Consider the following 21,917-nt stretch of genomic DNA (forward strand, 5'->3'; position numbering starts at 1 on the left):
GTTAGAAACTACAAACTTTGTACGTAGTGGTACAAGTCCTGCAACAACCTCATGTTTTTGCTGGAACTTGCGTGCTGTTGTGACAGTTGTTCAAGTGTGTGCATAAATTGTTCGGCGTTTAACGCACGCCCCGGTGGCTCCATCAATCGATTCTGGCAGAACGTGCGCCAGCGCTGCAACTCATTGTCAGTGAGCGTTGCTGGGTAGTTTCGTGCGCGAAAACGGAACAGCATTTCAGGTAAACGTTGATCAACAAAATTAAGTTCAAGGCCAGCCAGTTGATTCGGTTCGGTAGCACGAATTATGGCCATGTTTGAACGATCTTGATCACTAAAAAAGTCGCCGCCATACAGCATCAGGTCGGGGTCATTGGTTGGCTCAAATTCACGGCTGTGAATGGTTGCTGCAATTAAGCGCTCGCGCAACTCGGGGTTGGCCAGAAGCTGCTGACGGTGCTGCTCAATCACGTCGAAGTTAATATTCCAACGAGCTTGAGCCTGCTCATCAATGACTTTCAGCGGCGCGACAAAAGGGCATTTGTTTAACGCAAAGCTGCCGCCCCCGAAGTGTTCAAGCCCTTGCTCGGAAAGTTCGGCACGGCGGCTGAATCGACGCTCAACCAATTCGCTGTCGGACAGGGTTGCAATGTGCTCTGGATTGCAGCGCAAATCCCAATAAATAACCGTGTTAGGTTGTTCTGGGTGAAAAGCCAACGGCATAATGACGCTTAAATAGCCGTTGTTTGCGCCATAAAAGCCACTGATATGCGCTAACGGAGTAAAGGTTGTCAACTGCACCAATTCTTTTACGGCCTGCTTGCGGCGTAAGCCATAGGCATAATCAAACAAGCGTGGTTGCGCTGTTTTCACTTTTTTAGCAATGGCGATGGTGGCATACACATCTGCCATGGCGTCATGAGCTTGGCCATGTTCAATGTCATTGGCACGGGTAAGCTCTTCTAGCCTCATGCTTACACGGCCATCATCATGGTAAGGCCATTCGATACCCTCAGGGCGCAGCGCATAACAGGCCCGCATTAGATCAATTAAGTCCCACCGCGAATTATTGTCCTGCCACGTGTGCGCATAAGGGTCAATGAAGTTTCGGTAAAACAAGTTGCGCGTAACTTCATCATCGAAGGCGATATTGTTGTAGCCGATAATGGTGGTGTTAGGTTCACTCATTTGTGCAGCAATTTTCTCAGCAAAAGCTGATTCGCACATGCCTTGAGCTAGAGCGTGCTGTGGCGTTATACCAGTAATTAAAACAGCCTGAGGGTGCGGCAGAAAGTCGGGCGTTGGTTGGCAATAAATGGTTAAGGGGCGGCCAACGGGTTCGAAATCTAAGGTGGTTCGCAAGCCGGCAAACTGTGCCGGCCGATCGGTTTGTGGATTCGCACCCCAAGTTTCGTAATCGTGCCAATAGAAAGTCGGCTGAGTCATCGTTTTCCCGTTACTTTGCAGCATGTAGTCATACTAGCAAGATTACCTTATGCACCTTTTAATGACAAAGATTAACAACTTACACAATAACTATTCGACAACGTGGCACGTAAACCAGCAGCCCGCGTTAAATGGCCGCTATTTCGGGATCGGTGTCCCTTGCTCAGTTGCCAGCAGCAAGTTAGAGTTGAAGGCTATAGCTTTTCAACGTTGAGGCAACTATGAAACACCTGAAACTCCCTACAACAGCACGCTCGCTTTTAGTATCTGCGGTTTTGGTATCTGGCGCGGCGTTACTTGCACCGAATGCACACGCTCAAGACGCGAACGATACCGCTAAGTTTTCAATTGCTATTCACGGTGGTGCAGGAACCATCACGCGTGAGAGTATGACGCCAGAGCGCGAACGCGCCTATACGGCAAAGCTTACCGAAGCAATTAACGCAGGGCACGCGGTTCTTGCCAAGGGTGGTACCAGCATGGATGCGGTGGTGGTTGCCGTACAAATTATGGAAGACTCACCACTTTTTAACTCCGGTCGCGGTGCTGTGTATAACTGGGATGGGATTCATGAGTTAGATGCATCAATCATGAACGGCGCCACTCGCGAAGCTGGTGCTGTGGCCAGCGTGAAAACGGTGAAAAGCCCGATTGCTTTGGCACGTAAAATAATGGAAGAGTCAGTACACGTGATGCTTAGCGGCGAAGGCGCTGAAACCTTTGCGCAAGAGCAGGGCTTAGAGCTGGTTGACAACAGTTACTTTAATACCGAATGGCGTTACGAGTCGTTACAACGCATGAAGAAACAAGTTGGCAACCCCCAAGATAAGCAAGCTTGGGCAACGATGGATGATAACTTTAAATACGGCACTGTGGGTGCTGTTGCCCGAGATAAACATGGCAACTTGGCAGCTGCGACGTCAACGGGTGGTATGACCGGTAAGCGTTATGGTCGCGTTGGTGATTCGCCGATTATTGGTGCGGGCACATGGGCTGACAATGCCAGCTGTGCGGTTTCTGCAACAGGGCACGGTGAATACTTTATTCGCTATCAAGTTGCCGCAGATATTTGTTCACGCATGAAATACCAACAACTCGATGTGGTGACAGCTGGTGATACAGTGATTCATGACGTGTTGTTGCCAGCAGGTGGCACCGGCGGTGTTATTATTGTCGATAAAGACGGTAATGTGCATATGCCATTTAATACTGAAGGTATGTACCGCGCTAAGCGCGTTGCAAATCAACCGGTTGAGGTTGCCATTTACAACGATTGACTATACTGAATGCATGGTTGGTGAATAGTGAGAGGTATACCATGCATTCATTAAAAGTTGTGGATTACATGAATCGGCATCCGGTTCGTTTTGCGCCTGATATGTCAATTGAGGCCGCCGTGTCGATATTGCTGCAAAGCAGTCAGCGTGGCGGGCCTGTAGTTGATAAGCAAAATAAACTGGTTGGCTTTTTGTCGGAGCAAGACTGCTTAGCTACGATGCTGCGTGACACCTACCACAATGAACAAAGTGCTACGGTTAGTGATTGCATGTATCAAGGTGAAGTTGTAACGGTCGATGCAAACACGTCGGTAACCGATTTAGCGCAGCAGATGACCGCCAACAAGCCGAAGATGTACCCGGTAATCAACACGGACAGACAGTTGGTTGGGGTCATCACCCGTACCGATATACTGCGTGCAATAGACCTTCATTTACGTGATGGCTTCACGCATCGATAATATATGCCGTTAATATTCTCCGTTAACATCAAAGGCTGACGCTGGTAAACTAGCGTCAGCCTTTTTTATGATTTAGGACACACGTGCGCGCCATTCAATTTCCAGCTGACTTACCCGTTGTACAAGAAAAACAAACGATTCAAGCCGCCATTGAGAAGCATCAAGTGGTGATCATAGCGGGTGAAACGGGATCAGGGAAAACCACTCAGTTACCGAAGATGCTGCTTGAGTTGGGGTATGGTAACGCTGATGAAGGGCGCATGATTGGTCATACGCAGCCGCGGCGGTTAGCGGCTCGAAGCGTAGCAGCACGTATTGCGCAAGAACTCGAAACTGAGCTGGGTGCGGTGGTGGGCTATAAGGTGCGTTTTCACGACCAAACGGCGCCAGGCACACGCATTAAACTTGTTACTGACGGTATGTTGTTGGCCGAGCTCCAAAATGATCGGCTGCTGTCTAAGTACGATGCAATCATTATTGATGAAGCGCACGAACGCAGTTTGAACATTGATTTTCTGCTTGGTGTATTAGCCACCATATTACCCAAACGCCCTGAATTAAAACTGATTGTTACGTCAGCGACCATAGAAACAGAGCGGTTTTCCAAACATTTTAATCAAGCACCAATTATTACTGTCAGCGGGCGCACCTACCCAGTAGAAGTGCGCTATCGGCCGCTGCAAGACGCCGACGCCAGTGATGATGACGCAGACGTAGTGCAAGGCGTGTGTGATGCGCTACTGGAGCTGCAGCGCGAAGCGGCAGGGGACGTATTGCTATTCGCCAGTGGCGAGCGCGAAATCCGTGATTTTGCTGAAGCGATTAGTGAGTTAAAACTGGCGAATACCGAGATATTGCCGTTATTCGCACGGTTATCCGCGGCGGAGCAAAATCGAATATTTCAATCGCATAGCGGCCGCCGAGTCGTGATTGCAACCAACGTTGCCGAAACATCGCTGACGGTACCGGGAATTCGCTATGTGATTGACCCAGGTACTGCACGGATAAGCCGTTACAGTTACCGCACCAAAGTACAACGACTCCCCATAGAGAAAATATCACAAGCGAGTGCAAATCAGCGCGCGGGCCGTTGTGGCCGGGTGGCACCTGGCGTATGTATTCGCCTATACAGCGAAGAAGATCTGTTGGCCCGCCCGGCTTATACCGACCCTGAAATTCTGAGAACAAATCTAGCGGCCGTTATTTTGCAAATGACGTCAGCCAAGCTAGGCGATATTCGCAAGTTTCCGTTTATTGAGCGCCCAGATGAACGGTATATCAATGACGGCTTGAACCTCTTACAAGAGTTGCATGCGTTAGCTTCGGCAGCGCGCCCTAAGAAGAATAAGCGCGGTTATCAAGGGCCGCGCTTAACGGCTGTTGGGCGACAACTTGCGCAATTACCATTGGATCCCCGTTTGGCGCGTATGGTGCTTGCGGCGAACGAGTTCGGTTGCATGCAAGAAGTGATGGTGATGGTTTCTGCGTTGAGTATTCAAGACCCGCGCGAGCGCCCACAGCAGGGAGCGCAAAAAGCCGATGAATTTCACCAGCGCTTTCACGATAAAGATTCTGACTTTATGGGCTTTTTGAAGCTCTGGCAGTATTTATCAAACTTGCAACATGAATTATCGAAAACGCAATTCAGAAAGCGCTTAAAGCAAGAGTTTCTGCATGTTCTGCGCGTGCGTGAATGGCAGGATGTCTATACCCAGGTGCGGCAAACCGTGCGTGGGCTAGGGTTTCGTATCAATCAAGAACCGGCCAGTTATGAAGCCATTCATCGTGCTTTGTTAACCGGTATGCTTTCGCAATTAGGGCAGAAGCAAGAGGGCCATGAATACCTTGGTGCCCGTAACCGTAAATTCTATATTTTCCCTGGCTCTGGGCTATTCAAAAAGTCACCTAAATGGGTCATGGCTGCTGAGTTGGTTGAAACCTCCCGTCTGTTTGCGCGGATGAATGCGCGTATTGAGCCTGAGTGGATTGAGCCAGCTGCCGAGCATCTGGTAAAGCGTAATTATTTTGAACCGCATTTTTCCAAGAAGCAGGGCTCTGTCGTTGCCGATGAGCAAGTGACTTTGTTTGGTTTAATTATCGTACCACGCCGCAAGGTGCAGTACGGACCGATAGACGCCGTTGCCGCACGTGAGATTTTCATTCGTGAAGGGCTGGTTCAAGGTGAGTTAAAGCGGCCACTGCCATTTGTTGCGCATAATTTAGCGTTGATTTCGCAAGTACGTGAGCTTGAAGATAAGTCGCGTAGAAGAGATATTTTGGTTGACGATGAAGCGTTATTTACAGCCTACGACCACGATATTCCGGCCGGTATTTATAATGAACAACTGCTGGCAGGCTGGTGGCATAAGGCTGTAAAACAGCAGCCGAAGTTACTGCAGTTTGAGCGTGATGACCTGATGGCGCAGGATGCCAGCCATGTAACATCGCTGGACTATCCGGATACATGGCAGCAGGGTAACTTAAAGCTGCATGTACGTTATGTATTTGACCCCAACGCTGAAGACGATGGGGTAACCGTTGAAGTGCCGGTGGCGTTGCTGAATCAAGTGAAGCCTGAGGGTTTTGACTGGCTTATTCCAGCATTACGTACTGATCTTGTTGTGGCCTGGATAAAGTCGCTGCCAAAAACATTGCGACGCAACTTTGTGCCGGCACCAAATTATGCGCAAGCCTTTATTGCGGATTGCAGCGCGGAACTTATCGCCAACCAAGCGCTTTTGGATGCACTCGCTGCCAAATTGCGGCGCATGACAGGGGTGACCATACCCACTGATGCATGGGATGCTGCGCAGATACCGCGTCATTTGAAGGTGAACTTTGCGGTGGTTGATGAACAAGGTAAAACGTTACGTCAAAGCCGAGACCTTATGCAGTTGCAGCAGAACATGCAGGGCCAGGTAAAAGACGCATTAAAGCAAGCGGTTGCGCAGCCAAACGACAAGCAGCAGCGTGCCGCCACCGAATGGGTGTTCGGGGCATTACCAGAAATTCTGGAGCAACAACAGCGTGGCTATGCGATTAAGGCATACCCGGCGTTAGTTCCAGACGGTGATGGAGTGCGTCAGGAGTTGTTTGACACGCTGGCACAGGCTGAACAAGCCCATAAACAAGGCTTGCGTCAGCTGCTGTTAGCCCAATTACCTTCTCCGGTGCGCTATTTACAGCAATCGCTGTCGAATAAGGCGAAGCTGGCGATGTACTACAATCCTTGGGGAAAAGTCGATGATTTGATTCAGGACTGTATTGTCGCTGCGCTGGACGCAATGATTGATGCCCACCCAGCGCGAAATACCGATGCGTTTAAAGCGTTGTATGAGCTGGCTAGGGCTGAACTGAATGAACGTGTGAGTGCCATTGCGCAGGCAGTGGAGCCTTGCTTGATGCAAAGTCAGGCCATTCGTAAGCGGTTAAAGGGCAAAGTGAGTCTGGATCAAATTCAAGCCCACGGTGACATTAAAGATCAACTTGATCATCTTGTTTATAAAGGATTCGTGAGTGATGTTGGGGTAGAGCGATTGGCAGATATTCCGCGCTATTTGAAGGCTATAGAACGGCGCTTAGAGAAGTTACCGGTTGACCCAAATAAAGATCGGCTACACACCCTAACCATTACGGATTTACAGCAAGATTATCAGGCATTGCTAAGTAAATTTCCAAAAGGTCAGAAGTTGCCAGAAGGTGTGCGAGATATTCGTTGGATGATAGAAGAGCTGCGTGTGAGCTTTTTCGCGCAGACGTTAGGCACCCGTTTTCCTATTTCAGAAAAACGGGTGCGCCAGGCATTAACGAGCGTACAAGCCTAAATGTTCGCGGGCATAAGCTTCAAATTCATCGCAGCCACCGATGTGTTTTTCATCGATAAATATCTGTGGCACGGTGAGTACCGGTTTACCAACGGTTTTTTCTAAGTCGGCTTTGCTGATCCCTTCGGCCTGCATGTCGATGTAATTAAACTCGAAATCATCACGATTTTCTTCCAGCTTTTCAGCGATTTGCTTTGCGCGTACACAAAACGGACAGCCGGGACGGCCAAAGATTACAGTAAACATTCGCTACTCCTCGTTTCGAAAGCAATAATTGCTGCTGATTGTCCTATAAATTAGGGTGGGATTCCAATGACTTTAGTTGATTTGGGTTATCGAAAAGTTCGATAGTCGACTATTGATTGATTTCAATATCAGTGGCGGGTACGCAACAGCAAGCTAAACAGTCGCCAGGACGAATAAAAGCGAGTGGGTCATTGACGTAATTCACATCGCCGGAGACAAGTTGCACGCGGCAGGCACCACAAAAACCATTGCGGCAATGATAGTGGGGGTCTAACCCAGCTTGTTCCATAGCTTCGAGCAGGGTTGTACCTTTTGAAGCGTCAACGGTCAGCTCATGCTGACCGTTGACTTTAACCTTATAGAGCTGGCTCATAGGACGTTTAGAGTTCGAAGTCTCCCAAGTCTGCAGCACTGACTTCACTGTCAATTTGACCGACTAGATATGAAGTAATTTCAGATTCTTGTGGCGCAACTTGAACGTTGTCTGATACCAAGTACTTGTTCATCCATGGTAGCGGGTTGCTGCGTTGCTTGTATGGTGCATCGAAACCAATGGCCTCCATGCGCATGTTGGCAATGTACTCAACGTACTGGCACAACATTTCTTCATTCAAACCAATCATTGAGCCATTACGGAATAAGTAATGTGCCCATTGCTTTTCTTGTTCGACGGCTTTCATGAAAATCTGCAGGGCTTCTTCGCGTAGCTCTTCAGATATTTCTTTCATTTCAGGGTCGTCTTTACCGTATTGCCACAAGTTTATGATTTGCTGAGTTGAAACCAAGTGAAGGTTTTCATCACGGGCAATAAGGCGAATGATTTTTGAGTTGCCTTCCATTAAATCGCGTTCAGCAAACGCAAAGGTGCAGGCAAAACTTACATAAAAGCGTACCGCTTCCAATGCATTCACGGAGTTGATGCACAAGAACAACTTCTTCTTGAGTTCACGAATGGTGACATTATGAACTTCGCCGTCAACTTCCCATTGACCTTCGCCGTGCGTTTGCCACATTTGTGTATAGAAGATCAGGTCATCGTAGTACTGAGAAATATCGTTGGCGCGTTTTTGAATTTCTTCGTTGATGACGATGTCTTCAAACACTTCACTAGGGTCAGTAAACAAGTTACGCAATATATGTGTATATGAACGCGAGTGAATGGTTTCGAAGAACGACCAGGTTTCTATCCAAGTTTCAAGTTCTGGAATAGAAACAATCGGAAGCAGCGCAATGTTAGGGCTACGACCTTGCACAGAATCAAGCAACGTTTGGTATTTTAAGTTTGAAATGAAAATGTGCTTTTCACTGTCAGTTAACGCGTTGAAGTCAACCCTATCACGGCTAACATCAATTTCTTCTGGACGCCAAAAGAAACTGATTTGCTTTTCGATAAGCTTTTCAAAAATACTATGCTTTTGTTGGTCATAACGCGCTACGTTCACCGAGTTACCAAAAAACATCGGTTCCAGTAGCGGGTTAATTTGATTCTTATTAAACGTCGAATAACTCATATCTTAGCGCACCTTTTACTGTTCTTCTCGAGCGTTAAATTTTGCAGGCTCCGCCGGCGCAATCATCGTCTTCTTCTATTATTGCCACGGTAGCTTGTTGATTTTCTTGTTCGCGCGTTTTGGCATCTACTTTGTCACGCAAATCAACTTGATTGTCAGAAGCACCGTCTCGAGTATTGTGGTAGTACAAAGTCTTCACACCCAGTTTGTAGGCATACAACAAATCTTGCAGCAACTGGCGCATAGGAACCTTGCCGCCTTCAAATTTGCTTGGGTCGTAGTTGGTATTTGCTGAAATGGTCTGGTCGACGAATTTTTGCATAATACCAACAAGCTCGATGTACCCTTTATTGCTCGGAATTTGCCACAGCAATTCGTAAGCCTCTTTCAGTGTTTCGTACTCTGGAACCACCTGTTTGGTGATGCCATCTTTCGATGCTTTAATACTGATGTGACCACGTGGCGGTTCAATGCCGTTGGTTGCATTCGAAATTTGTGATGAGGTTTCTGACGGCATCAATGCCGACAACGTTGAATTACGCATACCGTATTTCTTAATGCCAGCGCGCAAGCCATCCCAATCTAAATGCAATGCTTCGCTGCAAACCGCGTCGAGGTCTTTTTTATAGGTATCGGTTGGCATAATGCCTTTCGAATACGTGGTTTCGTTAAATTTAGGACACGCGCCAAGTTCTTTCGCTAAGTTCATTGAAGCCTTCATGAGATAGAACTGAATGGCTTCAAATGTACGATGCGTGAGGGCGTTGGCTGAACCGTCTGAGTAACGAACACCGTGTTTCGCCAGGTAGTACGCGTAGTTAATGACACCGATACCTAAGGTACGACGCCCCATGGTGGCGTTACGCGCTGCCGGCACTGGATATTCTTGATAGTCGAGTAGGCTGTCGAGCGCGCGCACGGCTAATTCAGCCATCTCTTCTAAGTCATCCAGTGAGTTGATCGCGCCTAGGTTAAAGGCGGACAGCGTGCAAAGGGCAATTTCACCTTCTTCATCGTTCACGTGCGCCAACGGTTTGGTTGGCAGGGCGATTTCCAGACATAAGTTGCTCTGGCGAATCGGCGCCACTTTCGGATCAAATGGGCTATGGGTGTTGCAATGGTCTACGTTTTGCAAATAGATACGGCCAGTGCTGGCGCGTTCTTGCATAAATAAGCTAAATAATTCAATCGCTTTAATACGCTTTTTGCGAATCGACTCGTCGGCTTCGTACTGTTTGTATAAGCGTTCAAACTCGTCTTGATCAGCAAAGAAGGCATCGTACAGACCTGGTACGTCAGAAGGGCTGAACAGTGTGATGTAATCGTCTTTGATCAAGCGCTGGTACATAACCCGGTTAAATTGCACGCCGTAATCTAAGTGGCGCACGCGGTTTTCTTCAACGCCACGGTTATTTTTCAGCACCAACAGGCTTTCTACTTCAAGATGCCAAAGTGGGTAGAATAGGGTGGCTGCGCCGCCACGAACCCCACCTTGCGAACAGCTTTTAACAGCTGTTTGGAAGTATTTATAAAATGGGATACAGCCGGTGTGGAAGGCTTCGCCACTGCGAATTGGGCTACCCAATGCACGAATACGACCGGCATTGATGCCAATACCAGCGCGTTGTGACACGTATTTCACGATAGCGCTAGCAGTTGCGTTAATTGAATCGAGGCTGTCGCCAGCTTCAATCAATACACACGAACTGAATTGACGCGTTGGTGTACGTACGCCCGACATAATTGGCGTTGGCAATGAAATCTTGAACAGCGAGGTGGCGTCATAAAAACGTTTTACGTAGCTCAGGCGCGTTTCTTTCGGGTAGTTTGCAAACAAGCAGGCAGCAACCAACAAATATAAGAACTGAGCGCTTTCGTAGATTTCGCCGCTGACACGGTTTTGCACCAAATACTTGCCCTCAAGCTGCTTGACTGCGGCGTAAGAGAAATTTAAATCACGGGCGTGATCGATGAAATCATTCATCTGTTCGAATTCTTCTTTGCTGTAGTCATCAAGCAAATGCTTGTCATAGCGACCGCCAGCAACCATTTTTGTAACTTGATCATACAAATGCGGCGGCTCAAATTTGCCATAAGCTAATTTGCGCAAATGGAATATTGCGAGGCGAGCTGCCATATATTGATAATCAGGCGCTTCTTCAGAAATTAAATCTGCAGCTGCCTTGATAATGGTTTCATGAATGTCTTCAGTTTTAATGCCGTCGTAAAACTGAATGTGAGATTTGATTTCAACTTGTGAAACTGACACGTTGTTGAGCCCTTCGGCAGCCCAACTGATAACGCGGTGGATTTTGTCCAAATTCAGGGGTTCACGTTCGCCGCTACGTTTAGTTACGAAGAGCTGTTGATTCATGAGGCGCATCCATATTCGTTGTTGTTATGATTTGTTAGTCTAGCCACAAGATATGGTGTCTTAGGGGGTCGCTCGTGCGTTTTTTACACAATATCTTGGGTTGATCGAATGACCTGTATCCTAGCACTTATCGCACACTGATCAAGTGAATTTACTGTGGTGAAATGACTGATTTGGATCGGGATTAGTAGAGGCTTTCGCTAAAACGCTTGTCAATAAAGCGACTTAGGAAAATCAAGATATAAAAATTTATTTCTTATTATTTTTTTGTCTGTTAACAGCTATGTTCAGATAACAAATTTATAAGCCACGTATAACAAGGCTTTTACAAGATTTTTACGGTTTTAACCACTGATGCACAAGATGTTGTGGTTGAGCGTTATTTCAACCACAAGCTGGTTAGTTCTGCAGGGTGATCAATATGGGCATCTGCGCCCCAGTTTTGCGGCTCATCCTGCGCACTAATATAACCATATCGTGCCAATACGGTGAACATATCCGCGCGACGACCCGCTTCAATGTCGCGTTGTGCATCACCCACGTACCAACATTGATGTTTTGGCACGCCAAGTAACTGAGCCGCATGCAGTAATGGTGCGGGGTCCGGCTTCGCAACAGTCAGCGTATCGCCGCTAATGATAACCTTGATTGCAGCCAGTTCTGGATAGTGGGGAATCAATTGGGTCGTTAAGGCGTGGGGCTTGTTGGTGACAATAGCCACGGCGATATCTTGGGCGTGAAGTTGCAGCAATAACTGTGTGACGCCATCGAATAGTTGAGTGTTTGCAGCAATGTTGCGGGCATATGCGGTTAGAAACGCATCCCGTAATTCATCGCGGCGGCGCTCAAACTCATCACCGTAAGCATAACGCAACAAACCGGCGGAACCGTGCGATGCTAACGGTGTATATTCTGCAGCTGATACCAGCGGCCGCTGTTCTGCTTGAAGCACAGTATTTAAAGCAGCGCCTAAGTCGGGTGCCGTGTCGAGCAGGGTGCCATCAAGGTCAAATAAGACAGCTGTGGGCGCAGTTGCGCGTTTCATATTTAGTTGGGTTTGCGCAGGCATACGATATAGTTCACATCCACATTGCTTTGATCAAGATAAAAGCCACGCCAAGGCAAATAGTGCATACCTGTCATGGAAAGCGGGTCTAAACCAGCTGCATCGGACATGCGCAGCAGTTCGGAAGGTTGAATAAATTTTTGGTGCTGATGGGTGCCTTTCGGAACCCAGCCGAGTACGTATTCGGCAGCGACGATACCAAGTAACCAGGATTTCACGTTGCGATTTAAGGTCGAAAAAAACACGTAACCACCGGGTTTTACTGCATCGGCTGCCGCTTGCACGATAGCGCTCGGGTCGGGAACATGCTCAAGCATCTCCAGGCACGTGACCACGTCGAACCGTTGTGGATGCTCGCTGGCAAACTGTTCGGCGGCGATACATTGGTAATCAATTGCTAATTTGCTTTCCAACGCGTGTAAACGGGCAACCTGCAAGGATTGCTCGGCTAAGTCGATACCGGTAACTTTACCGCCGGCGCGCGCTAACCCCTCAGCAAGCAGGCCGCCACCGCAGCCAATATCAAGCACCTGCTTTGAAAAAACACCATCGCAATGTTGCATGATGTAATCAAGGCGCAGCGGATTGATTAAGTGAAGCGGCTTAAACTCGCCTTCGGGGTCCCACCAACGTGAAGCGATGGCACTAAATTTTTCAATTTCTGCAGGATCAACGTTCGAATTTGCTTTCATAGGGCTTCTGCTAAGGCTTAAAAGTCGGTACAGTGTACTCAACCTACAGGGATAAAAAAAGATGCGATAGCAGCCCTCTACGGGTACAATGCGTAATCTTACGAATTATAAGAAAGAAGACAGATCGTTTAGGGATATAACTACTATGAGTGATCTCGCCAGAGAAGTCGTTCCGGTCAATATTGAAGATGAGTTAAAAAGTTCTTACCTCGATTATGCCATGAGTGTAATTGTAGGCCGTGCATTGCCGGACGTTCGTGATGGTCTCAAGCCAGTTCACCGTCGCGTTTTATTCGCGATGAACGAATTGCGCAATGACTTTAACAAGCCGTATAAAAAGTCAGCGCGTATTGTCGGTGACGTAATTGGTAAGTATCACCCCCACGGTGATAGTGCTGTTTACGACACGATTGTACGGATGGCACAACCGTTTTCGCTACGTTACATGTTGGTCGATGGCCAAGGTAACTTTGGTTCTGTAGACGGTGACTCGGCAGCAGCAATGCGTTATACCGAAATTCGTATGGCTAAAATTGCCAGCGAATTACTCTCCGATCTCGACAAAGAAACAGTCGACTTTGTGCCAAACTATGACGGCACAGAACAAATTCCAGATGTATTGCCAACCCGTGTTCCCAATCTATTAGTAAACGGCTCGTCCGGTATTGCGGTAGGTATGGCGACCAACATTCCGCCGCACAACTTAACTGAAGTTGTAAATGGCTGTTTGGCAATGATCGACAATCCGGATATTCAAATTGAAGAATTGATGGATTATATACCTGGCCCTGACTTCCCAACTGCGGCAAGTATTTCAGGTCGTGCAGGTATTATTGAAGCCTACAAAACTGGGCGTGGCCGCATTCATTTGCGTGCAACCGCCGAAGTTGAAACCGATAGCAATAATCGTGAAGCAATCATCGTTACGGAAATTCCGTATCAGGTGAACAAAGCCCGATTGATAGAGAAAATTGCTGAGCTGGTTAAAGAAAAACGCTTAGAAGGTATCAGCGGTTTGCGTGATGAGTCTGATAAAGACGGCATGCGTATTGTTATCGAACTAAAACGTGGTGAAGTTGCTGAAGTTGTCCTGAATCACCTGTATGCCAATACCCAAATGCAAGTGGTATTCGGTATTAACATGGTTGCTTTGGATAAAAACCAGCCACGCCTGTTTAACCTGCGCGACATGCTTGAATGCTTCATTCTGCACCGTCGTGAAGTGGTTACCCGTCGCTCGGTTTATGAGTTGCGTAAAGCACGTGAGCGTGCCCACATCCTTGAAGGGTTAGCGATTGCGCTGGCTAACATTGATGAAATTATTGAATTGATTCGTCGTTCACAAACTGCTGCTGATGCAAAAGCTGGATTAAGCAGCCGTGCGTGGAATCTTGGCGATGTAGCAGCAATGCTTGAACGCGCAGGTGTTGACGCGGCGCGCCCTGACCACCTCAGTGTGGAATTCGGTATTCGCGATGGCCAATATTACTTAACTGAAGAACAAGCCCAAGCGATTTTGGACTTGCGCTTACACAAGTTAACAGGCCTTGAGCACGAGAAAATTCTTGAAGAATACAAGTCGTTGCTGCAACAGATTGAAGAGTTGCTGTACATCTTGAATAACTCAGAACGTTTGATGGAAGTTATCCGTGAAGAGTTAGAGAAGATTAAAGCTGAATATGGTGATGCGCGCCGCACAGAAATCACGGCTGCTGCCCATGATATCAGCATGGAAGACCTGATTAATGAAGAAGACGTGGTGGTGACCTTGTCACATCACGGTTATGTGAAGTATCAACCATTAACTGAGTATGAAGCGCAACGTCGCGGTGGTAAAGGCAAGTCCGCCACGAAGATGAAAGACGAAGACTTCATTGAACGCTTATGGGTTGCCAATACACATGACACGATTCTGTGTTTCTCAACGCGGGGTCGCATTTACTGGATGAAGGTTTATCAATTACCGCTGGCAACGCGCACTGCGCGCGGCCGTCCAATTGTAAACTTGTTGCCGCTAGAAGCTGATGAGCGTATTACCGCAATTCTGCCAACGCGTGATTATCCAGACGACAAATACATTGTTATGGCCACCCGCAAGGGTACGGTTAAGAAGACACCAATGGAAGCCTATTCGCGCCCGCGCAGTGGCGGTATTATTGCCCTGAACTTGAATGATGGGGATGAACTGATTGGTGTTGACGTGACGACTGCCGGTGATGAGATCATGTTGTTCTCAGACGGCGGCAAAGTGGTGCGCTTTAGTGAAGATCAAGTGCGCTCAATGGGTCGTACCGCAACCGGTGTACGCGGTATTCGCCTTGCTGAAGGGCAAAGCGTGGTATCACTCATCGTGCCGCGAACCATTGAAGACGAAGTACCAAGCATTCTTACAGTAACTGAAAACGGGTTTGGTAAACGTACGCCGATTACCGATTATCCGGCGAAGAGCCGCGCCACTAAAGGTGTCGTTTCAATCAAAGTAAGTGAACGAAATGGTCAGGTTGTTGGTGCCATGGAAGTGGTTGAAGCCAACCAGATTATGCTTATCAGCAACAAAGGCACGCTGGTACGGACGCGCGTTCTTGAAGTGTCGGTAGTAGGGCGTAACACCCAGGGTGTTCGCTTAATTCGTACCGGTGCAGATGAACAAGTTGTCGGCATGCAGCGTATTGATGAAGTTGATGAAGATGATGAAACCGATGCGTTGCTGAACGAGCCTGTAGAAGGTGAAGAGAGCAGCGAGCCATTAGACGATGATGCGGACGATGACGCAGTAACTGAGGAATAATTGCATGGGTGCCCCGTTTAACTTTTCTGCGGGGCCGGCAATGCTGCCGGCAGAAGTTATGAAACAAGCCCAAGAGGAATTCCTTAACTGGAACGACTTGGGCATTTCAGTACTCGAAATTAGTCATCGTGATCCAGCATTTATTCGGCTTGCCGAGCAAGCCGAGCAGGATTTGCGTGACTTAATGGATATTCCCGATAATTACCGCGTGTTATTTATGCATGGTGGCGGTCGCGGACAATTCAGTGCTGTGCCACAGAATATTGCCGGGCCGAACTCCACGGTAGATTATTTGAATTGTGGCATTTGGTCTGAGTTTGCCATTCGTGAAGCCAAAAAGTATGTGCAGCATGTCAACGTAGTGGGTGCTGCAGTTCAAACGGATCAGGGCAAAGCGATTGCGTCGGCCGATGCATGGCAACTTTCAGAAAACGCCGCCTATTTTCATTATTGTCCGAACGAGACAGTTGATGGCATTGCGGTGCATGAAATACCTGATGTGGCAGCACCGCTGGTTGCCGATATGTCTTCTAATATTCTCTCTGAACCGCTTGATGTCAGCCGCTTTGGTGTGATTTATGCGGGCGCACAAAAAAATATCGGGCCGTCGGGCTTTGCTATTGCGATTGTGCGTGATGACTTGCTCGGCCATCCGCAGGGCAATACCTCAACCATCATGGATTATACAGTGCAAGCCAAGGAACGTTCGATGTACAACACGCCGAACACCTTCGCGTGGTACTTGTCGGCACTTGTATTTCAATGGCTCAAGCGCCAAGGTGGCATTGCTGCCATGGGGCAGATGAATCATGCAAAAGCAGCGAAACTGTATGACTTTATTGACAGTTCTGACTTCTATAGTAATCCAGTTAACCCTAACTATCGTTCCATAATGAACGTACCATTCTTGCTAGCGGACGAACGCCTTGACGGTGAATTCTTGCAGCAAGCCCAACACGCTGGGTTGTTAGGATTAAAAGGCCATCGGTTTGTCGGCGGTATGCGCGCAAGTATTTATAATGCGATGCCGATGGCTGGCGTTGATGCGCTGGTTGAATTCATGCGCGAATTTGAGCGTAAGGCCTAAAAACATAAAAGCGTTATTCGGTTTTCGTCCGTTCACTTTGTTCACTGTTCGTCCGTGCTTCGCACTGTTCGAATAGCGCAGCGGACGAAGAACGAAGTGGACGAACAACGAAGTAAACGAACAACGAGAGCTTTATGACTGATTTTAATGCAAAAGAATTGGCGAACCTTGGGGTTCGTACGTTAAGCCCCTATCAAGCGGGAAAGCCTATCGAAGAGGTTGAGCGCGAACTTGGGATTAAAAATATTATTAAGTTGGCCTCTAATGAGAATCCGCTGGGTTTGAGCGAGAAGGTGAAGCAGGCATTACAAGATGCTTTGCAGGGGTTAGCCCGTTACCCCGATGCCAATGGTTTTTATTTAAAAACTAAACTGGCCGAAAAGTTTGGCGTGAATACCAATCAAATCACTTTAGGTAATGGTTCGAATGACGTGCTGGAGTTATTGGCGCGTACGTTTGTTGATGCCAGTCACGAAGTGATCTTCGCGCAACACGCCTTTGTCGTTTATCCCCTAGTTACCCAAGCCATTGGCGCCAAAGGCGTTGCAGTGCCGGCGAAAGACTATGGCCATGACTTGCCTGCGATGTTGAAGGCGATTACGCCGAACACGCGGATGATTTTTATTGCCAACCCAAACAACCCAACCGGTACTTTTCTAACGAAAGAAGAACTGGCCGAGTTTATCGCAAAAGTACCTTCCAATGTATTGGTAGTGCTGGACGAAGCGTATTATGAATACGTTGAAGCAGCCGAACGCGCCCCATCCGTTGAATGGGTAGCAAAGTATCCGAATTTAATCGTCAGCCGCACTTTTTCCAAAGCATATGGGTTAGCGGGGCTGCGGGCAGGGTACGCAATCTCGCATCCTGAAGTGGCTGATTTAATGAACCGTATTCGTCAGCCGTTCAATATGAATAGCTTAAGTCTGCGCGCTGCTGAAGTGGTGCTCGATGACCAAGATTATCTTGATGAATCAATTCGCGTTAACCAAGAAGGCATGAAGCAGTTGGTGGCGTTTTGCGAGCAGAAGGGTTTAAATTATATTCCTTCTCATGGCAACTTCTTGACCATTGAAGTGGGTGATGCAGCGGCAGACATTTATCAAAAGCTGTTGCATGCTGGCGTTATTGTGCGCCCAGTTGCCGGTTATCAGTTGCCGCGCCATTTGCGCGTAAGCATTGGTCTGCCTGCAGAAAATCAGGCATTTATTGATGCCATGACGACCCTATTGCATGGCTGATACCGGTTCAATTACCCTCAAAAAGCTGCGGCAATGTCATGGTAACGTGACCTTGCCGGGTTCCAAAAGTATTGCGAACCGCGCATTGCTCATGGCTGCGTTATGCGGCGCAGGGCAAAGTACGGTGCTTACCAACGTATTACGAAGCGATGATACCCAGCGCATGTTGGAAGCATTGGGAGACTTGGGGGTGACTGTTACCATTGCCGAGCATGATCCAACCCATATCACCGTTTCTGGCTGCGAGGGGAAATGGCCACAGCATCCTGCAGCGTTAGATTTGGGTAATGCGGGTACCGCTATGCGGCCGCTGCTGGCCGTACTGAGTGCAACCTTACAAGGCAATCGTTGCATACTAACCGGTGATGCGCGCATGCAAGAACGCCCCATTGCAGCGTTGATTGAATCCTTGCGCGCTGGCGGTGCTCACATTGATTGTCTGCAGCAGGAAGGTTACCCGCCGCTTGAGATTTCCGGTGGCTTAACCAGTGGCATGATTGAAATTGATGGCACCGAGTCCAGCCAGTATATTTCAGCCCTATTAATGGCGTTGCCGTTACTCGAAACAGACAGCGTACTCAAGCTAACGGGAACCGTGGTTTCATGGCCATATATTGAGCTAACGCTGTCAATGCTCGAACGCTTTGGCATTGTTGTGCACCAAATCTGCCGCCAAGAATTTATGATTCCAGGCCAGCAGGTTTACCAAAGCCCTGGTGTTTACTGGGTGGAAGGCGATGCCAGCGCAGCATCCTACTGGCTCGCGGCGGGTGCTCTTGGCGGCGGACCACTGACGGTTCATGGCGTGGGGCGTCATAGCATTCAAGGCGATGTGAAATTTGCTGATTATCTGGCACAAATGGGCGCGCAAGTGACCATTGAAGAACATTCAATTACGGTTAAAAAGGGTGTTTTACGTGCGCTTGATGCCGACCTCAATGCAATTCCAGATGCCGCGATGACCTTTGCCACGCTTGCATTGTTTGCGCAGGGGACTACTCACATTCGTAATATTGCCAATTGGCGCATAAAAGAAACCGACCGCTTGCAAGCGATGGCAGCAGAACTGCGTAAGGTAGGCGCGCATGTTGTCGAAACCGAAGAGGCAATTTCAATTACGCCACCAGCACATTTGCAACATGGAATTATCGATACCTACAACGATCATAGAATGGCTATGAGTTTTGCATTGTTAGGTTTTAGCGAGGTTGGAGTGACCATTTTAGACCCCAATTGTTGCCGGAAAACCTACCCAAATTTCTTCACGGAATTTTGCCAGATCACGCAAAGTTCATGAACATTTCACCGAAGTATCACCAATTTAGGATGCAATTTTCTGCCAGTTCCGTATAATTGCCGCGCTTTTATTTGGTAGAGGATCGCATGACCAAAAACACACCCGTTATCACGATTGATGGCCCGAGTGGCTCTGGCAAAGGAACTGTCAGTCGCATTCTTGCGGACAAACTCGGTTGGCACCTGCTCGACAGCGGCGCGATTTATCGCGTTTTAGCGTTGGCTGCTTTGCATCATGGCTTTGCACCGGATGATGAAGAAAGCCTTGTGGCATTAGCCGGTTCATTGGATGTGAAATTTGATGTCGAAGAAGATCCGGAGCTAACGCATATTATTCTGGAAGGCGAAGATGTCACCATGACTATTCGTACACAGGATGTTGCGAATATGGCGTCCAAAGTTGCAGCTTTACCTCGCGTTCGTGAAGCGCTACTGCGCCGTCAGCGTGCGTTTAAAGAGTTACCTGGCTTGGTTGCTGATGGCCGCGATATGGGCACTGTGGTGTTTAAAGATGCTGCGGCAAAGATTTTCTTAACTGCCAGCGCCGAAGAGCGTGCAAGACGTCGCTTTGAGCAATTGCAGGAAAAGGGAATAGATGCTAAAATCGACCAATTAATCACCGAAATTCGCGAACGCGATGATCGTGACACCAACCGCTCGGTTGCGCCAATGCGTGCTGCTGAGGGTTCGCTATTTATAGATTCAACGAATTTGAGCATCGATGATGTGGTGGATCAAATTCTTGAGTTTGCTCACGGCAAACTCTCAAAATCTGAGACCGGTAGCTAATAGTAGCTGCCAGCTTAGGGGTCTGTAGCAAGGAATGCGAACAGATTAATTTGAACAACCCCGCCATTCGGGAGTGCTTGGTGGACGTACTTAACTGAAAGTAGTTAACACATATGACAGAAAATTTTGCACAGCTGTTTGAAGAAAGCCTAAAGACGGTCGAAACTCGCCCGGGTTCAATTGTTAAAGGCACCATCGTTGCGATTAACCGCGACGTAGTACTTGTAGACGCAGGCCTGAAATCTGAAAGCGCTATCCCTGTTGAACAATTCCGTAACGCTGAAGGCGTTGTAGAAGTTCAAGTTGGCGACCAGATTGATGTAGCTCTTGACGCGGTTGAAGATGGTTTCGGCGAAACAATCTTGTCACGCGAGAAAGCGAAGCGTTACGAAGCTTGGTTACAGCTGGAAAAAGCTTATGAAGACCAAGAAACTGTTACCGGTTTAATTAGCGGTAAAGTTAAAGGTGGCTTCACTGTTGATTTAGGTGGCGTTCGTGCGTTCTTACCAGGTTCATTGGTAGACGTTCGTCCAGTTCGTGAAACGACACACCTGGAAAACAAAGAATTAGAGTTCAAAGTTATCAAGCTTGACCAGAAGCGCAACAACGTTGTTGTTTCACGTCGTGCAGTTATTGAAACTGAGAACAGTGCAGAGCGTGACGAACTGCTTGAAAACCTACAAGAAGGCCAAGAAGTTAAGGGTATCGTTAAGAACCTTACTGATTACGGCGCATTCGTAGATTTAGGCGGCGTTGACGGCTTGTTGCACATCACTGATATGGCTTGGAAGCGCGTTAAGCACCCAAGCGAAGTGGTAAATGTTGGCGACGAAATCAATGTGAAAGTATTGAAATTCGATCGTGAACGCACTCGTGTATCACTCGGCCTGAAGCAATTGGGCGCTGATCCATGGGCTGATATCGCAGCACGTTACCCTGAAGGGCATCGTTTGACTGGTCGCGTGACCAACTTAACTGACTACGGTTGCTTCGTTGAAATCGAAGAAGGCGTTGAAGGTTTGGTTCACGTATCTGAAATGGATTGGACCAACAAAAACGTACATCCTTCTAAAGTTGTTAACTTGGATGACGTTGTTGAAGTTATGGTTCTTGAAATCGACGAAGAACGTCGTCGTATTTCACTTGGTTTGAAACAGTGTAAAGCTAACCCGTGGGAAGAGTTCGCGAAGAACTTCAACAAGGGCGATAAAGTTTCAGGCAAGATCAAGTCAATCACTGACTTCGGTATCTTCATCGGTCTTGATGGCGGTATTGATGGTTTGGTTCACTTGTCAGACATCAGCTGGAACGCTACTGGTGAAGAAGCGGTTCGCGACTTCAAGAAGAGCGAAGAAGTTACAGCTGTAGTTCTACAAGTTGACGCTGAGCGTGAGCGTATCTCTTTAGGTATTAAGCAATTAGAAGAAGATCCGTTCAACAATTACCTAGCGGCCAACAAAAAAGGTGCTATTGTTAAAGGCAAGGTCATCGAAGTTGATGCCAAAGGTGCCAAAGTTGAGCTAGGTGATAGCGTTGAAGGTTATGTTCGAGTTGCTGATATTTCACGTGAGCGCATCGAAGATGCAACCACTGAATTGAAAGTTGGTGACGAAGTTGAAGCTCGTTTCATGGGCGTTGACCGTAAGAACCGTACCTTAAGCCTGTCAATTCGTGCTAAAGACGAAGTTGAAGAGAAAGAAGCTCTTGATACAGTGAACAGCAAGCAATCAGACGATGCTGATTTCACTAACGCAATGGCTGAAGCCTTCAAAGCGGCTAAAAGCGACGATTAATACACGCTTTACACGGACCTGAATGCATTG

Annotated in this window: 16 protein-coding genes; 9 read left to right on the top strand and 7 right to left on the bottom strand. The window is 47.8% G+C overall.

Annotated features, from left to right (window positions below; all coding sequences use genetic code 11):
* Positions 1 to 8 precede the first annotated feature (8 nt).
* Positions 9 to 1,442, bottom strand: coding sequence for an exodeoxyribonuclease I (gene sbcB, locus EGC76_RS02445; RefSeq protein ID WP_128351438.1), 1,434 nt, complete (start codon positions 1,440 to 1,442; stop codon positions 9 to 11).
* 221 nt (positions 1,443 to 1,663) lie between these two features.
* Here sbcB and EGC76_RS02450 point away from each other — a divergent pair, with 221 nt between their 5' ends.
* From EGC76_RS02450 to hrpA, 3 genes are all read left to right on the top strand, one after another.
* Positions 1,664 to 2,719, top strand: coding sequence for an isoaspartyl peptidase/L-asparaginase family protein (locus EGC76_RS02450; RefSeq protein WP_128351439.1), 1,056 nt, complete (start codon positions 1,664 to 1,666; stop codon positions 2,717 to 2,719).
* 41 nt (positions 2,720 to 2,760) lie between these two features.
* Positions 2,761 to 3,180, top strand: coding sequence for a CBS domain-containing protein (locus EGC76_RS02455; protein ID WP_128351440.1), 420 nt, complete (start codon positions 2,761 to 2,763; stop codon positions 3,178 to 3,180).
* Positions 3,181 to 3,263: 83 nt separating this feature from the next.
* Positions 3,264 to 7,004, top strand: coding sequence for an ATP-dependent RNA helicase HrpA (gene hrpA / locus EGC76_RS02460; RefSeq protein WP_128351441.1), 3,741 nt, complete (start codon positions 3,264 to 3,266; stop codon positions 7,002 to 7,004).
* Here hrpA and EGC76_RS02465 read toward each other — a convergent pair.
* From EGC76_RS02465 to ubiG, 6 genes are all read right to left on the bottom strand, one after another.
* Positions 6,984 to 7,250: a GrxA family glutaredoxin gene (locus tag EGC76_RS02465; protein ID WP_128351442.1), complete on the bottom strand. Its 267-nt coding sequence runs from the start codon at positions 7,248 to 7,250 to the stop codon at positions 6,984 to 6,986. The genes hrpA and EGC76_RS02465 overlap by 21 nt on opposite strands.
* 109 nt (positions 7,251 to 7,359) lie before the next feature.
* Positions 7,360 to 7,623: a class I ribonucleotide reductase maintenance protein YfaE gene (gene yfaE / locus EGC76_RS02470; RefSeq protein ID WP_128351443.1), complete on the bottom strand. Its 264-nt coding sequence runs from the start codon at positions 7,621 to 7,623 to the stop codon at positions 7,360 to 7,362.
* A 7-nt stretch (positions 7,624 to 7,630) separates the two neighbouring features.
* Positions 7,631 to 8,761: a class Ia ribonucleoside-diphosphate reductase subunit beta gene (gene nrdB / locus EGC76_RS02475; RefSeq protein WP_128351444.1), complete on the bottom strand. Its 1,131-nt coding sequence runs from the start codon at positions 8,759 to 8,761 to the stop codon at positions 7,631 to 7,633.
* A 34-nt stretch (positions 8,762 to 8,795) separates the two neighbouring features.
* Positions 8,796 to 11,135 carry a class 1a ribonucleoside-diphosphate reductase subunit alpha gene (nrdA, locus tag EGC76_RS02480; protein ID WP_128351445.1) on the bottom strand — a complete coding sequence of 780 codons (2,340 nt, stop codon included), beginning with the start codon at positions 11,133 to 11,135 and terminating at the stop codon, positions 8,796 to 8,798.
* Between the two features lie 379 nt (positions 11,136 to 11,514).
* Positions 11,515 to 12,204, bottom strand: a complete 690-nt coding sequence (locus EGC76_RS02485; protein ID WP_246013878.1) for an HAD family hydrolase — start codon at positions 12,202 to 12,204, stop codon at positions 11,515 to 11,517.
* Positions 12,183 to 12,893 (bottom strand): bifunctional 2-polyprenyl-6-hydroxyphenol methylase/3-demethylubiquinol 3-O-methyltransferase UbiG, encoded by a 711-nt coding sequence (ubiG, locus tag EGC76_RS02490; RefSeq protein ID WP_128351447.1) that lies wholly within the window; start codon positions 12,891 to 12,893, stop codon positions 12,183 to 12,185. Before ubiG ends, EGC76_RS02485 begins: the two co-directional genes overlap by 22 nt.
* A 145-nt stretch (positions 12,894 to 13,038) precedes the next feature.
* On the opposite strand from ubiG, the gene gyrA reads away from it, so the two are divergent.
* The 6 genes from gyrA (at position 13,039) to rpsA (ending at position 21,887) form a co-directional block, all read left to right on the top strand.
* A complete protein-coding gene (gene gyrA / locus EGC76_RS02495) occupies positions 13,039 to 15,681 on the top strand; it encodes a DNA topoisomerase (ATP-hydrolyzing) subunit A (protein ID WP_128351448.1) in 2,643 nt (880 codons plus the stop codon).
* A gap of 4 nt (positions 15,682 to 15,685) precedes the next feature.
* Entirely contained in the window at positions 15,686 to 16,768 is a 1,083-nt protein-coding gene (gene serC / locus EGC76_RS02500) for a 3-phosphoserine/phosphohydroxythreonine transaminase (protein WP_128351449.1), read from the top strand.
* 134 nt (positions 16,769 to 16,902) lie between these two features.
* Positions 16,903 to 18,009 carry a histidinol-phosphate transaminase gene (gene hisC / locus EGC76_RS02505; protein ID WP_128351450.1) on the top strand — a complete coding sequence of 369 codons (1,107 nt, stop codon included), beginning with the start codon at positions 16,903 to 16,905 and terminating at the stop codon, positions 18,007 to 18,009.
* Complete coding sequence (gene aroA, locus EGC76_RS02510) at positions 18,002 to 19,306, top strand: 3-phosphoshikimate 1-carboxyvinyltransferase (RefSeq protein ID WP_128351451.1); 1,305 nt, start codon at positions 18,002 to 18,004, stop codon at positions 19,304 to 19,306. Before hisC ends, aroA begins: the two co-directional genes overlap by 8 nt.
* Before the next feature lie 86 nt (positions 19,307 to 19,392).
* Positions 19,393 to 20,094: a (d)CMP kinase gene (gene cmk / locus EGC76_RS02515; RefSeq protein WP_128351452.1), complete on the top strand. Its 702-nt coding sequence runs from the start codon at positions 19,393 to 19,395 to the stop codon at positions 20,092 to 20,094.
* Positions 20,095 to 20,207: 113 nt separating this feature from the next.
* Positions 20,208 to 21,887: a 30S ribosomal protein S1 gene (gene rpsA, locus EGC76_RS02520; RefSeq protein ID WP_128351453.1), complete on the top strand. Its 1,680-nt coding sequence runs from the start codon at positions 20,208 to 20,210 to the stop codon at positions 21,885 to 21,887.
* The last annotated feature ends 30 nt before the right edge of the window (positions 21,888 to 21,917 follow it).

Source organism: Pseudidiomarina gelatinasegens, assembly GCF_004025325.1.
GTDB classification, from domain to species: Bacteria; Pseudomonadota; Gammaproteobacteria; order Enterobacterales; family Alteromonadaceae; genus Pseudidiomarina; species Pseudidiomarina gelatinasegens.

Bases quoted from the DNA above. Each gene is read 5' to 3' on its own strand.
- aroA (WP_128351451.1), top strand. From the start codon at position 18,002: ATGGCTGATACCGGTTCAATTACCCTCAAAAAGCTGCGGCAATGTCAT.
- ubiG (WP_128351447.1), bottom strand. From the start codon at position 12,893: ATGAAAGCAAATTCGAACGTTGATCCTGCAGAAATTGAAAAATTTAGT.
- EGC76_RS02485 (WP_246013878.1), bottom strand. From the start codon at position 12,204: ATGCCTGCGCAAACCCAACTAAATATGAAACGCGCAACTGCGCCCACA.
- rpsA (WP_128351453.1), top strand. From the start codon at position 20,208: ATGACAGAAAATTTTGCACAGCTGTTTGAAGAAAGCCTAAAGACGGTC.
- nrdA (WP_128351445.1), bottom strand. From the start codon at position 11,135: ATGAATCAACAGCTCTTCGTAACTAAACGTAGCGGCGAACGTGAACCC.
- EGC76_RS02455 (WP_128351440.1), top strand. From the start codon at position 2,761: ATGCATTCATTAAAAGTTGTGGATTACATGAATCGGCATCCGGTTCGT.
- cmk (WP_128351452.1), top strand. From the start codon at position 19,393: ATGACCAAAAACACACCCGTTATCACGATTGATGGCCCGAGTGGCTCT.
- EGC76_RS02450 (WP_128351439.1), top strand. From the start codon at position 1,664: ATGAAACACCTGAAACTCCCTACAACAGCACGCTCGCTTTTAGTATCT.
- EGC76_RS02465 (WP_128351442.1), bottom strand. From the start codon at position 7,250: ATGTTTACTGTAATCTTTGGCCGTCCCGGCTGTCCGTTTTGTGTACGC.
- serC (WP_128351449.1), top strand. From the start codon at position 15,686: ATGGGTGCCCCGTTTAACTTTTCTGCGGGGCCGGCAATGCTGCCGGCA.
- nrdB (WP_128351444.1), bottom strand. From the start codon at position 8,761: ATGAGTTATTCGACGTTTAATAAGAATCAAATTAACCCGCTACTGGAA.
- yfaE (WP_128351443.1), bottom strand. From the start codon at position 7,623: ATGAGCCAGCTCTATAAGGTTAAAGTCAACGGTCAGCATGAGCTGACC.
- sbcB (WP_128351438.1), bottom strand. From the start codon at position 1,442: ATGACTCAGCCGACTTTCTATTGGCACGATTACGAAACTTGGGGTGCG.
- hisC (WP_128351450.1), top strand. From the start codon at position 16,903: ATGACTGATTTTAATGCAAAAGAATTGGCGAACCTTGGGGTTCGTACG.
- gyrA (WP_128351448.1), top strand. From the start codon at position 13,039: ATGAGTGATCTCGCCAGAGAAGTCGTTCCGGTCAATATTGAAGATGAG.